We start from the raw sequence: 13,249 nt of genomic DNA on the forward strand, positions 1-13,249 counted from the left end.
CATTATGAGTCTTAATTACCTGGATTTTGAACAGCCAATCGCAGAGCTTGAAGCGAAAATCGACTCGTTAAAATCGATTGGCCGTTCGGATGAGAAACACGATATTAATTTGGATGAAGAAGTGCAGCGTCTGCGTGAAAAAAGCGTCGAGCTGACCCGTAAAATCTTCTCCGATTTAGGCGCATGGCAAGTGGCGCAACTCGCGCGTCATCCACTGCGTCCTTATACACTGGACTATATTCGCAACGCGTTTGATGAGTTCGACGAACTGGCTGGCGATCGTGCTTATGCCGATGATAAAGCGATTGTTGGCGGTATTGCCCGTCTCGACGGTCGTCCAGTGATGATCATTGGTCATCAGAAAGGTCGCGAAACCAAAGAGAAAATCCGTCGTAACTTTGGTATGCCGGCACCGGAAGGCTATCGCAAAGCGCTGCGCCTGATGGAAATGGCTGAACGCTTTAAGATGCCGCTGATCACTTTCATTGACACGCCGGGTGCATATCCGGGCGTCGGTGCAGAAGAGCGCGGTCAATCTGAAGCGATCGCGCGCAACCTGCGTGAAATGTCTGGCCTGAAAATTCCGGTGATCTGTACCGTAATCGGCGAAGGCGGATCCGGTGGTGCGCTGGCAATTGGCGTGGGCGACAAAGTGAACATGCTGCAGTACAGCACCTATTCGGTGATTTCACCGGAAGGTTGCGCATCGATCCTGTGGAAAAGCGCCGACAAAGCACCGCTGGCTGCGGAAGCGATGGGTATCACGGCTGAGCGTCTGAAAGAGCTGAAGCTTATCGATTCCATCATTCCTGAACCGCTGGGTGGCGCGCATCGTCATCCACTGGATATCGCTGCCAGCCTGAAGCAGCAACTGTTAGCGGATCTGGCCGATCTCGATGTGTTAAGCACCGAAGAGTTGCTCAACCGTCGCTATCAGCGCCTGATGAACTACGGCTACGCTTGAGACATTAGGCTATAGCAAGAAGCGGACCTCGGTCCGCTTTTTTTATGCCTGCAGGGTAGCCATACATGGCTACCTGGTTTGACGATATAGCTGTGACTTCAGTGCAAGGTCCAAAAAAAACCCGCCCGATCGCAAAGAATACCTGCATCCATGCAGATCGGCCTCGCCATCCTGGCTCGGACGCTTTGCTCTTCGGGCGGGTCTTTTCTGTCCCCTCTGGCTTTATCATGGCTTTAACGTTGGATCTGCATACATTGTAGCGGCGCGATTTATCGCGCAATAAATTGCGCCGCTACAAGGTGTGCGCCAGGTAGTTGGGTTTTTCATCTCTTGACTGACAAGCATTACGCGATTTATCGCGCTGTTTTTTAACAACTCAACAGCAGAGCATTCCAGGTCCATCCTTGTCCGCTTTTCGCTATCCTTATTCAGTGCCACAACACCACAGGAGGTGAGCATTGAATATTATTGCGATCATGGGACCGCACGGCGCTTTCTACAAAGATGAGCCTATTCGCGAACTGGATGCTGCCCTTAAGCAACAAGGCTTCCAAACCGTTTACCCCAATAATGCCAGCGACCTGCTGAAGTTGATTGAACACAATCCGCGCATCTGCGGCGTGATTTTTGACTGGGACGATTACAGTCTGGCGCTGTGTAGCGACATCAATCAGCTCAATGAATATCTGCCGTTGTATGCCTTCATCAACACTCATTCGCAAATGGATGTCAGCATCAATGAGATGCGCATGGCGCTGCACTTCTTTGAATATGCCTTAAGCGCTGCCGATGACATCGCGCTGCATATTCGTCAGTACACCGATGAGTACATCGACAACATCACGCCGCCGCTGACCAAAGCGTTATTCACCTATGTGAAAGAGGGAAAATACACGTTCTGTACGCCAGGCCACATGGGCGGTAGCGCCTTTCAGAAAAGCCCGGTGGGCAGCTTGTTCTATGACTTCTTCGGTTCAAATACCTTAAAAGCCGATGTTTCGATCTCGGTAACGGAATTGGGATCGTTGCTCGATCACACCGGCCCGCATCTGGAAGCGGAAGAGTACGTGGCGCGCACCTTTGGTGCCGAACAAAGCTACATGGTGACCAACGGCACCTCAACCTCGAACAAAATCGTCGGCATGTATGCGGCTCCAGCGGGCAGCACGGTGCTGATTGACCGCAACTGCCATAAATCGCTGACCCATTTACTGATGATGAGCGACATCATCCCAATCTGGCTCAAACCGACGCGCAATGCGCTGGGGATTCTCGGCGGCATTCCACAGCGCGAGTTTACGCGTGATAGCATCCAGCAGAAGGTCAACGCCACGCCGCGCGCCAGTTGGCCAGTGCATGCGGTCATCACCAACTCAACCTACGATGGCCTGCTGTATAACACGCAGTTCATCAAACAGACGCTGGATGTGCCATCGATCCACTTTGATTCCGCGTGGGTGCCCTATACCAATTTCCATCCAATCTATGCCGGTAAAAGCGGCATGAGTGGCGATCGTATTCCTGGCAAAGTGATCTATGAAACGCAATCGACGCATAAACTGCTGGCCGCGTTCTCACAGGCTTCGCTGATTCACATCAAAGGCGATTACGACGAGCACACCTTCAACGAAGCCTACATGATGCACACCACCACCTCGCCGAGCTACGCGATTGTCTCGTCGATTGAAACCGCGGCGGCAATGTTGCGTGGCAATCCGGGCAAACGACTCATCAACCGCTCGGTCGAACGGGCGCTGCATTTTCGCCGTGAGATTCAGCGCTTGCGTGAAGAGTGCGACGGCTGGTTCTTTGATATCTGGCAGCCGGAGCAGGTTGATCAAGCTGAATGCTGGCCGATCCAGCCGGGCGAAGAGGATTGGCACGGTTTCACCAATGCCGATCGCGATCACATGTACCTCGATCCGATCAAAGTCACCATCCTGACGCCAGGCATGAGCGAATTGGGCAAGATGGCAGAAGAGGGCATTCCTGCCGCATTGGTGGCCAAGTTCCTCGATCAGCGCGGCATCGTGGTTGAGAAAACTGGGCCGTACAATCTGCTGTTCCTGTTCAGCATTGGCATCGATAAAACCAAAGCCATGAGCGTGTTGCGTGGGCTGACGGAATTTAAGCGTGCTTACGATCTCAATTTGCGGGTAAAAAATATGCTGCCGGATCTGTATGCCGAAGATCCTGATTTTTACCGCAACATGCGCATTCAGACGCTGGCGCAGGGCATTCATCAACTGATCCTGCAACACGATCTGCCGCGCTTGATGTTGAAAGCATTCGACGTGCTACCCGAGATGAAGATGACGCCGCATCAGGCATTCCAGCGCCAGGTAAAAGGGCAGGTGGAAACGGTTGATATCCGCGAGCTGGTGGGGCGTATTTCGGCCAACATGATTCTGCCGTATCCGCCAGGCGTGCCAGTGGTGATGCCGGGTGAGATGATCACGGAAGAGAGCCGTTCAGTGCTCGATTTTCTGCTGATGCTCTGCACTATTGGTCGACACTATCCTGGCTTCGAAACCGACATTCATGGTGCGACGCTCACCGACGATGGCCGCTATCTGGTGCGCGTGCTACGTGAAGAAGTCGGATAATCACCTCTTTCCAACGCCGTATTTGCCACGTAGGGTAAGCGGCTTATGTGAAAACCGGAGCCGCTATGCTGCAGATAAAACAGATCCACCACATTGCCATTATTGCCACCGATTATCAGCGCAGTAAGGCGTTTTACTGTGATGTGCTGGGCTTTGAATTGTTGGGTGAATATTACCGTGCCGAGCGTGACTCGTGGAAAGGTGACCTTGGTCTGAACGGGGTTTACACCATCGAGCTGTTCTCTTTCCCTTCGCCACCGCCACGCGTCAGTGGGCCTGAAGCCTGCGGTCTTCGTCATCTGGCGTTTTGCGTAGAGGATGTTGAACAGTCGATTTCGGCGCTGGCAGAGAAGGGCGTCACATGTGAGCCGATTCGTATTGATGCGTTAACCGGCAAAGCCTGCACCTTCTTCCCCGATCCGGACGGTTTGCCGCTGGAGCTGTATCAGGCGTAAACTAGCGTCCGCTGCGAGCCGCAATTCGGTGGCTTGCTCGGACGGAACGCGTTTATGTCTTTATCTCATCTTGCTTCGCTGCTGACACCCGACGCTGGCTATGTGCTGGCGTTCAGCGGCGGACTCGATTCCACCGTGCTGCTGCATCAATTAGTCTGCTGGCAACGTCAGCAGCCAAAGCTGCGCGTGCGTGCGTTACACGTCCATCATGGTTTGAGCCCCAATGCTGATAGCTGGGCGATGCATTGTCAGGAGATTTGCCAGCAGTGGCAGATTCCCTGTGAGGTGATGCAGGTACAGGTTGATGGCCGCGATAGCGGCATAGAGGCAGCTGCACGCGAGGCGCGCTATCAGGCGCTATTTCAGCAGCTGCAACCCGGTGAGCACTTACTTACCGCCCAGCACCTCGACGATCAGGCTGAAACGCTGCTGCTAGCATTAAAACGCGGCAGCGGACCGGCGGGTTTGGCTGCGATGCCACAGCAGCGTTGCGTTGGCGATCACCTGCATTGGCGCCCGTTACTCGACGTAAGCCGTCAACAGCTGGAAGACTATGCTGCCGAGCATCAGCTGCGCTGGATTGAAGATGAAAGCAACGCCGATAGCCGCTATGACCGCAACTTCCTGCGCCAGCAGGTTTTACCGCTGCTGCAGGCGCGCTGGCCGCACTTCAGCGCCGCCAGCGCGCGCAGTGCCGCACTCTGCGGTGAGCAGGAGCAATTGCTCGACGAGTTGCTGGCGGAGCAGCTGGCACAGCTTAGCGATGCGCAGGGCGCACTGCATTTTCCACCGTTGCTCAACATGAGCGAAGCGAGGCGGCATGCGTTGTTGCGCCGCTGGATTGCTCAACAGGGCGGTGCGATGCCTTCGCGCGAGGCGCTGAAACGCATTACCGATGAAGTCATCAACAGCCGTGAAGATGCCAAACCGTGTTTGTGCTTCGGCGCATTTGAGCTGCGTCGCTATCGGCAACAACTCTACTGGTTAACACCACAACCATCCCTAAGTCAGCACTCGCTAACCTGGCAGGACCGCACTCAGCCGCTCGTTTTACCGGCAGGTTTAGGCTCGCTTCAGGCGAATAAGCAGGTTGCTGAACTGCGTCAGCCTGCACTGGATGAAGCGATCACTATCCGCTTCCAGGCGCAAGGCTATTATCACCTGCTGGGGCGCGCCGGTGGCCGCGAGATGAAAAAGCTGTGGCAAGAGTTGGGCATTGCGCCCTGGCTGCGCGAACGTATCCCGTTGATTTACTTCAATCAGACGTTAATAAGCGCACCAGGGTTGTTTATTACCCGCGAAGGTGCGGCCAGCAATGAGCAAGGCTGGCAGGCGATCTGGTTGCCACAACAATAAAATGGAGAGCAATGATGAAACTTTGGATGGCAGCGACGTTATTCGCTGCGGCGCTACCGGCGTTTGCCGATGGCGATGTGAATGCTGGCGCGCAAAAAGCGGCAAGCTGCATGGCGTGTCACGGTGCGGAGGGCAAAAGCGCGGTGCCGCTCTACCCCAATCTGGCCGGTCAACATGCGCCTTATCTGCTGCATTCGCTGCAAGCCTACAAGAAAGGCGAGCGTAGCGGCGGCCAGGCGGAAGTGATGAAAGCCTTTGTAGCGGGATTGAGCGATCAGGATATGGCAGATTTATCGGCGTATTACAGTTCGTTAAAGCCTTAAGCGAGGTGGGCGGGATGGGATTCCCGCCCGAGAGAGGTTTTACTCTTCGCTAACGACGACGGTGCCCAGCTCCGGATGTGTGAAGCTGGCGATGTGGTCGAGCCGCACTTCGCGGGTCTCGCCTGAGAGATCGACGGCAAGGTACTCGACGTTTTTACGTGAGACCATGTCCACGGCTTTCGCCTTGAGCTGATCGCCGTTTTTTAACGCCAGCGACAGCGTCCAGTTTTTTTGGCAGGCGAGTTCGAGGTTGTCGTAATCATCGCAGTTGATGGGTTTGTAGGCTTCATTCGTCAACATAGTCGCTCACCAATAAGTTTGCAGCGGCATACGCTGCTTGTTCCCTGACAGAAGAGTTTAGCGCAGAATCAGCGGCAATATCGTTGAGAGCCTTCAACGCACAACCTATGGCGTCTGGCACATACCCAAGGTCGCCGCTACCAATTTCGGCATACTTCTGGCGAACTAACTCACAATACTTTTGCACATACACCTCCTCAGCAGAGTTGATACTCTGGATGATAGGCGACTATATCACAGGAATTTCATGGAAATCAGCCCGGTCGTCACGGGAATGATGCAAGGAAATGGGCAAAAGTGACAATTCGCGCTGGTCTCATGCACTCAGCGTGCGCACAAAAGGTTAAGTTGATGAACATGTTATTACGCGACACAACGTCGAGCCAAACGGTAGGTGACAGATGATTATGCTGTCTCGGTCCGTTTCAATTGCAGATAATGAAGTGGAGCTCAGTGCCATCCGTGCGCAAGGTGCGGGCGGACAGCATGTGAATAAAACCTCCACGGCTATTCACCTGCGGTTTGATATCAATGCATCGTCGCTGCCGCCGTTTTACAAAGAGCGACTGCTGGCGGCGAGCCACCATTTGATCACCGCGGAAGGTATGGTGATCATCAAAGCACAGGAACATCGTAGCCAGGATATGAATCGTGAAGCGGCCGTGCAGCGGTTGATTAATCTGATTCAGGAGTTAACCACGGTGGAAAAGGTCCGGCGCGCGACCAAACCCACGCACGGTTCTAAAGTGAGGCGGCTGGAAGGTAAAACCCGCCGCAGTAACGTGAAAGCGATGCGCGGAAAGGTGCAATAAAAAACGCCTCCAGCGGGAGGCGTTTTTGCGTTACTTGTTCAGGGCTTTTGCCAGGAAGTCGACGATGTCATGTTGCTTAATCATCTGCTTCTCGCTGGCGGTACGCGCCTTGTACTCAATTTCCTGGTTATCGAGATTACGATCGCCAATCACGATGGTGTGCGGCACGCCAATTAGCTCCATATCGGCAAACATCACGCCTGGACGCTCTTTACGGTCATCCAGAATTACGTCGATGCCTTTGGCACGCAGCGTGTTGTACAGCTCTTCTGCTAATTCCTGCACACGGAAAGATTTGTGCATGTTCATAGGCAAAATCGCCACTTCAAACGGGGCTAACGCTGCTGGCCAGATGATGCCGCGCTCGTCGTTGTTCTGCTCAATCGCCGCCGCCACCACACGCGTGATACCGATACCGTAGCAACCCATGGTCATCACCTGGTTACGGCCATCTTCGCCCTGTACCGCCGCTTTCATCGCTTCAGAGTACTTGGTACCGAGCTGGAAGATGTGACCCACTTCGATACCGCGCTTAATCAACAGCGTGCCTTTGCCGTCTGGGCTTGGATCGCCTTCTACCACGTTACGGATATCTTCCACTCGTGGCTCTGGCAGATCGCGTCCCCAGTTGATGCCGCTCAAATGCTTGCCATCAATGTTCGCGCCGGCGCAGAAGTCGCTGGTTTTCGCCACGGTACGATCGGCGATCACGGGCAGGGTTAAACCGACCGGGCCGAGAGAGCCTGGACCAGCACCCAGTAGCGCACGGATCTCTTCTTCACTTGCCATCTCCAGCGGTTCAGCCACGATATCCAGCTTTTCGGCTTTGATTTCGTTCAGCTGATGATCGCCGCGCAGCAGCAGGGCAACCAGCGTGTGGCCGCTCTCTTCGGTGGCTTTGACGAACAGCGTCTTGACGGTTTTCTCAATCGGCAGCTGATGTTGCTCAACCAGTTCGGCGATTGTTTTCGCGTTTGGCGTATCGAATTGCGTCATGGCTTCTGTTGCCTGCGGACGCTCACCGGCTGGGGCTAACGCTTCGGCTTTCTCAATGTTGGCCGCATAATCCGATTCGCTAGAGAAGATCACATCATCTTCACCGCTCAGCGCCAGCACCTGGAATTCATGTGATGCGCTGCCGCCGATAGAACCGGTGTCAGCCTGCACGGCGCGGAAATCCAGGCCCATACGGCTGAAGCTCTGGCTGTAGGCGCGGTACATCGCGTCGTAGGTTTCCTGCAGCGATTCCTGCGTGGTGTGGAACGAATAAGCATCTTTCATGATGAATTCACGTGAACGCATCACGCCAAAACGCGGGCGTACTTCGTCGCGGAATTTGGTCTGGATCTGATACAGATTCAGCGGCAGCTGCTTATAAGAGCTCAGCTCGTTGCGGATCAGATCGGTGACCACTTCTTCGTGAGTTGGACCCAGCACGAAAGGACGTTCGTGACGATCTTTAATGCGCAGCAGTTCCGGGCCGTACTGCTCCCAACGGCCACTCTCTTCCCACAAATCGGCAGGCTGAACCACCGGCATGGAGATCTCAATCGCGCCAGCATTGTTCATCTCTTCACGCACGATGTTTTCAACTTTTCGCAGTACGCGAATACCGGTTGGTAACCAGGTATAGAGACCCGAAGCCAGTTTGCGGATCATGCCGGCACGCAGCATCAGCTGGTGGCTGATCACTTCTGCATCGGAAGGTGTCTCCTTCAGAGTGGAGAGCAGATATTGAGTAGTACGCATTGATTACGATTCCAGTTATACGGAAGGAAACTGACAAATTTTTTCTGGCGGCTAGTGTAACAGCGAGATCAAGCACTCAAAAGCGAGTTTTAGCGTGGATCGAGGGCGATCACCTCGGTTCCCGCCTCATCAATGCGCCAGCGCACATTAAAGTCGAGTAGCCAGGCAGCATATTCTCGATCTTCGGTCTCACCTTTACGGTAAGCCGGACGCGGATCCTGCGCCAGTACCTCGCTAATGAAACGCGCCAGCTGCGGATAGGTTTTTAGCTGCTGCTGAAGCTGGCTCTGCGCCAGCGGCGAAAAGCGTACAGGCATAGTGGCGTCGGGCGCCGTCTGAGCAAAACCGGCGCGCGCTTCAGGTAGCGCTTCGGCAAACGGCAAATAGGGTTTGATATCCACCACAGGCGTGCCATCGACTAAATCGAGGCTGCCGAGCTGCAAGATCACCTGCTGCTTCTCGCAGCGAATGCCTTTTAACTCAACCAGCGACATGCCGATAGGATTAGGGCGGAAGGTTGAACGGGTGGCAAACACGCCCATCCGTGCATTTCCGCCGAGGCGCGGTGGACGTACTGTCGGACGCCAGCCACCTTCCAGGGTTTGATGGAACACAAACAGCACCCATAAATGACTAAAGTCTTCGAGCCCGCGCACCGCTTCCGGCTGATTGTAAGGCGGCAGCAGATGCAGTTCGCCGCCGCCGTCCTGCACCAGACCGGGCTGGCGCGGGACGGCAAACTTCTCTTTCCACGGCGAACGAATCACGCCGATTTGCGCGAAGGCAAACTCACTCATTGATTCGAGACTTTCAGTGCGGAGCCCTGGCAAATGGCCTGGCGATAACATCCTGGCGTGCTGGTCACAATTTCGCACTTATGCAGCAGGACGGCGTTGGCTTTCATGCCAGCGGCTTTGATCTGCAGGCGTTTGCGCGCGGTGTTGATGTTAGGAGGTGAATCCTGGCTACTGCTTTGGCAATCTTCAGCGGATACTTCGCCCAAATCGCGGAACGGGTTGCTGACCAGATCGGTTGCATCGGTGTAGATCTTCACCGGAGCCGGACGTGGTGCCGGTTTGCGTTGTGGTTCGCTGGATGCCTGTTGCGGACGAGAAGGAGCACTGCTTATCGGGTGATATTCACGCACACACCCGGTTAGCATCAATGCCAACAAGCAGAGCGGTAAAAAACGCATGGCAACATCCTCAAGTAATAAAAAGTGGCGTTATTGAAACAAGGACGACAATAAATAACAAGTCAGGTGCAATTTATGGCAAAAGAAAGGGCGGCCGAAGCCGCCCTACAAGGCATTAAAGGTGAAAATTACCAGCCTTTTACTGCGCCGCCGTTAAAGATTTTGTTGGCCGCTTCAGCCACTTCGTCTGACTGATAGGCCTGCACAAATTTCTTCACGTTCTCAGCGTCTTTGTTGTCTTCACGGCTCACCAGCAGGTTCACATAAGGTGAATTTTTGTCTTCCACGAAGATGCCATCTTTTGCTGGCGTCAGGCCAATCTGGCTGGCGTAAGTGGTGTTGATTACCGCCAGTGCGATCTGCTGATCGTCAAGTGAACGTGGCAACTGTGGTGCTTCCAGCTCAACAATCTTCAGATTTTTTGGGTTCTCGGTGATATCCAGCGAGGTTGGCAGCAGACCAACACCATCTTTCAATTTGATCAGGCCCACTTTCTGCAGCAGCAACAGGGAACGGCCCAGGTTAGTAGGATCGTTCGGGATAGCAACCTGTGAACCGTTCTGCAGTTCGTCCAGTGATTTGATTTTCTTCGAGTAGCCTGCGATTGGGTAAACGAAAGTATTCGCTACGATGGCCAGTTTGTAACCACGATCTTTGATCTGCTGATCCAGATATGGCTTATGCTGGAAGGCGTTTACATCAATATCGCCTTTGCTCAGCGCTTCATTTGGCAGCACATAATCGTTAAAAGTCACCAGCTCAACATCGAGGCCATATTTCTCTTTCGCTACTTTAACTGCAGTTTCAGCAACCTGCTGCTCAGCACCGACAATGACACCCACTTTAATGTGGTTTGGATCTTTTTCTTTCTGATCGCATCCTGCCAACGCAATTGCGCCAATCAGAGCACCCACAGCGGCAATCTTTTTAAATGTAAAAGACATATCCTTTCCTTAATAGAGGACTATTGATGTTGCTTGCTTATTTATGGGACACAGCACGCACGATGCGGTCACCACAGAATTGGATTAAATAGACCAGCACAACCAGCAGAACCAGCACGGTATTCATAACAGTGGCGTTATAACCGATGTAGCCATATTGGTAACCAATCTGGCCCAAACCGCCAGCACCAACGGCTCCGCCCATCGCGGAGTAGCCGACCAGCGTAATCAGGGTAATTGTAGCGGCATTCACCAGACCTGGCAGCGCTTCCGGCAGCAGGACTTTACGCACGATTTGCAGCGGCGTGGCGCCCATGGCGCGTGACGCTTCGATCAATCCGGTTGGCAGCTCCAGCAGGGCGTTTTCCACCATACGTGCAATAAACGGCGCAGCGCCCACGGTCAGCGGCACGATGGCGGCTTGCAGACCAATTGAGGTTCCGACAATGGCACGGGTGAATGGAATCATCCACACCAGCAGGATAATAAACGGAATCGAACGGAAGATATTCACCAGTGCGGACAGCACGCGATAAAGCGCATTGTTGGCCAGAATCTGGCCGGGACGCGTGACATACAGCAGTACGCCGACCGGAAGACCGAGCACAAAACCAAAGAAACCGGAGACAAAGGTCATCATCAGCGTTTCCCAGACGCCACGCGTCAATAACCACATCATCGCTTCAGACATAACCCAACACCTCTACTTTCACATGATTTTCTTTCAGCCAGGCAATTGCGGCTTGTGTCTCTGTTTCACTGCCATCCATTTCGGCCAGCATGATGCCGAATTTCACGCCACCGGCGTAATCCATCTGCGCACTAATAATGTTGTTATTAACGTTAAAGCGACGCGCCGCTTCAGACAGTAGGGGAGCATCGACCGATTTGCCGGTGAACTCCAGACGCAGCAGCGGCACGCTGTCAGCTGCGGCCTGTGGCGTCATGCGTTGCTGGTAGTCGTCAGGAATATCCAGATGCAATGTAGATTGAATAAATTGCTGCGCCAGCGGCGTTTTGGGATGCGAGAACACTTCGCTGACGCTATCTTTCTCGATTAACTCACCATTGCTGATTACCGCAACCTGATCGCAGATGCGTTTCACCACATCCATTTCGTGGGTGATCAACAGAATAGTAATACCGAGACGACGGTTAATGTCTTTCAGCAGCGCCAGAATGGAACGCGTGGTAGCAGGATCCAGTGCGCTGGTGGCTTCATCACACAGCAGCACTTTAGGATTGCTCGCCAGTGCGCGGGCAATCGCGACACGTTGCTTTTGTCCGCCAGACAGATTAGCTGGCCAGCTATCGTGCTTGTCGGATAACCCCACCAGATCCAGCAATTCGCTAACGCGCTTCTTTATTTGTTCGCGTGAAAGATTACCTAACTCCAATGGCAGCGCCACGTTACCGGACACGGTGCGCGAGTTCATCAGATTAAAGTGCTGGAAAATCATGCCAATCTGGCGGCGTGCTAACGTCAATTGACCAGATGAGAGAGTCGTTAATTCCTGACCATCAACCAGCACGCGTCCAGACGTTGGGCGCTCCAGCAGATTGACGCAGCGAATCAATGTACTTTTACCGGCACCGGATGAACCGATGACGCCATAAATCTGTCCAGCAGGCACGTGCAGGCTGACATTTGACAGCGCCTGAATGGTGCGTGAACCTTGCTGGAACACTTTGGTGATATTTTCTAATTTAATCATTGGTTTATTTATTATCGTGTAGCATTGTCCGTGGTGTATCGGGATTCACTCAGCAGGGCTGGGCGAAATTTGTATGGATGTTAAGGCATCCAGACGGCTAAATCAATCGGAGTCATTCAATCTGCCATTCTCTCGCTATACGCAATCATGCGATACTTAGCGACACATTTTCAGCAGGAGTTTCTACGTGGCGAACAAAGTCCCCGCTATTTTTCTGGATCGTGATGGCACATTAAATGTCGATCATGGTTATGTTCATGAAATCGATAATTTCGAATTCATTGATGGCACTATCGAAGCGCTACAGGCGCTCAAGAAGATGGGCTATGCGTTGGTGCTGGTGACCAATCAGTCGGGTATTGCGCGTGGCATGTTCACTGAAGACCAGTTTATGCAGCTCACCGAATGGATGGATTGGTCGCTGGCCGATCGTGATGTTGATCTGGATGGTATCTATTTCTGTCCGCATTTGCCGGATGCAACAGTAGAAGCTTATCGCCAGCAGTGTGATTGCCGTAAGCCGCAGCCGGGTATGTTGCTCTCCGCGCAGCAGCATCTGGATATCGATATGGCGTCTTCTTATATGGTAGGCGACAAAATAGAAGATATGCAGGCGGCGTTAGCGGCAGGCGTAGGCACAAAAGTATTGGTGAGAAGCGGCAAGCCGGTAACGGCAGAAGGTGAAGCGGCGGCCGATTGGGTGATTAATAGCCTGGCAGAGCTACCTGCACGCATCAAAAAGGCCTAAAAACGGGCCTTTTGCGCAAATTTCAAGCGAACGGTAAAAAACTTGAAATTTGCACTTGTCAGCTCCGAATAACTCCCTATAA

Annotated in this window: 15 protein-coding genes; 7 read left to right on the plus strand and 8 right to left on the minus strand. The window is 53.4% G+C overall.

Annotation, left to right across the window (positions count from 1 at the left end; translation table 11 throughout):
- Positions 1–4 precede the first annotated feature (4 nt).
- The 5 genes from accA (at position 5) to AC6I8K_RS03845 (ending at position 5,704) form a co-directional block, all read left to right on the plus strand.
- Positions 5–964, plus strand: coding sequence for an acetyl-CoA carboxylase carboxyl transferase subunit alpha (gene accA, locus AC6I8K_RS03825; protein ID WP_064737504.1), 960 nt, complete (start codon positions 5–7; stop codon positions 962–964).
- 458 nt (positions 965–1,422) lie between these two features.
- Complete coding sequence (locus AC6I8K_RS03830; RefSeq protein WP_483816844.1) at positions 1,423–3,570, plus strand: lysine decarboxylase LdcC; 2,148 nt, start codon at positions 1,423–1,425, stop codon at positions 3,568–3,570.
- Between the two features lie 65 nt (positions 3,571–3,635).
- Positions 3,636–4,025: a VOC family protein gene (locus AC6I8K_RS03835; protein ID WP_064737502.1), complete on the plus strand. Its 390-nt coding sequence runs from the start codon at positions 3,636–3,638 to the stop codon at positions 4,023–4,025.
- 54 nt (positions 4,026–4,079) lie between these two features.
- Positions 4,080–5,381, plus strand: a complete 1,302-nt coding sequence (gene tilS, locus AC6I8K_RS03840) for a tRNA lysidine(34) synthetase TilS (protein WP_483816845.1) — start codon at positions 4,080–4,082, stop codon at positions 5,379–5,381.
- Between the two features lie 14 nt (positions 5,382–5,395).
- On the plus strand, positions 5,396–5,704 hold the full coding sequence (locus AC6I8K_RS03845) for a c-type cytochrome (protein WP_064737500.1): 309 nt from the start codon (positions 5,396–5,398) through the stop codon (positions 5,702–5,704).
- A 39-nt stretch (positions 5,705–5,743) separates the two neighbouring features.
- Here AC6I8K_RS03845 and rof read toward each other — a convergent pair whose 3' ends face one another.
- A complete protein-coding gene (gene rof, locus AC6I8K_RS03850; protein WP_064737499.1) occupies positions 5,744–6,004 on the minus strand; it encodes a Rho-binding antiterminator in 261 nt (86 codons plus the stop codon).
- Entirely contained in the window at positions 5,991–6,191 is a 201-nt protein-coding gene (locus AC6I8K_RS03855; RefSeq protein WP_483816846.1) for a YaeP family protein, read from the minus strand. The genes rof and AC6I8K_RS03855 overlap by 14 nt, the downstream gene beginning before the upstream one ends.
- Before the next feature lie 214 nt (positions 6,192–6,405).
- Between AC6I8K_RS03855 and arfB the strand changes: the two genes are divergently transcribed.
- Positions 6,406–6,816 (plus strand): alternative ribosome rescue aminoacyl-tRNA hydrolase ArfB, encoded by a 411-nt coding sequence (gene arfB, locus AC6I8K_RS03860; protein WP_064737498.1) that lies wholly within the window; start codon positions 6,406–6,408, stop codon positions 6,814–6,816.
- A gap of 30 nt (positions 6,817–6,846) precedes the next feature.
- Here the strand turns inward: arfB and proS are convergent, their stop codons facing one another.
- The 6 genes from proS to metN all read right to left on the minus strand — a co-directional run bounded on the left by proS (position 6,847) and on the right by metN (position 12,419).
- A complete protein-coding gene (proS, locus tag AC6I8K_RS03865) occupies positions 6,847–8,565 on the minus strand; it encodes a proline--tRNA ligase (RefSeq protein ID WP_064737497.1) in 1,719 nt (572 codons plus the stop codon).
- Positions 8,566–8,654: 89 nt separating this feature from the next.
- Complete coding sequence (gene tsaA, locus AC6I8K_RS03870) at positions 8,655–9,362, minus strand: tRNA (N6-threonylcarbamoyladenosine(37)-N6)-methyltransferase TrmO (RefSeq protein ID WP_064737496.1); 708 nt, start codon at positions 9,360–9,362, stop codon at positions 8,655–8,657.
- Complete coding sequence (rcsF, locus tag AC6I8K_RS03875) at positions 9,359–9,760, minus strand: envelope stress sensor lipoprotein RcsF (RefSeq protein WP_483816848.1); 402 nt, start codon at positions 9,758–9,760, stop codon at positions 9,359–9,361. The genes tsaA and rcsF overlap by 4 nt, the downstream gene beginning before the upstream one ends.
- A gap of 128 nt (positions 9,761–9,888) precedes the next feature.
- Positions 9,889–10,704: a MetQ/NlpA family lipoprotein gene (locus tag AC6I8K_RS03880; RefSeq protein ID WP_064737494.1), complete on the minus strand. Its 816-nt coding sequence runs from the start codon at positions 10,702–10,704 to the stop codon at positions 9,889–9,891.
- Positions 10,705–10,741: 37 nt separating this feature from the next.
- Positions 10,742–11,395 carry a methionine ABC transporter permease MetI gene (locus AC6I8K_RS03885; protein WP_008108449.1) on the minus strand — a complete coding sequence of 218 codons (654 nt, stop codon included), beginning with the start codon at positions 11,393–11,395 and terminating at the stop codon, positions 10,742–10,744.
- Positions 11,388–12,419 (minus strand): methionine ABC transporter ATP-binding protein MetN, encoded by a 1,032-nt coding sequence (gene metN / locus AC6I8K_RS03890; protein ID WP_064737492.1) that lies wholly within the window; start codon positions 12,417–12,419, stop codon positions 11,388–11,390. Before metN ends, AC6I8K_RS03885 begins: the two co-directional genes overlap by 8 nt.
- A 187-nt stretch (positions 12,420–12,606) precedes the next feature.
- On the opposite strand from metN, the gene gmhB reads away from it, so the two are divergent.
- Positions 12,607–13,167 (plus strand): D-glycero-beta-D-manno-heptose 1,7-bisphosphate 7-phosphatase, encoded by a 561-nt coding sequence (gene gmhB, locus AC6I8K_RS03895; protein WP_258144638.1) that lies wholly within the window; start codon positions 12,607–12,609, stop codon positions 13,165–13,167.
- Positions 13,168–13,249 lie beyond the last annotated feature (82 nt).

The sequence above is a fragment of the Pantoea sp. X-Soil-ISGK-421 genome (assembly GCF_059730785.1).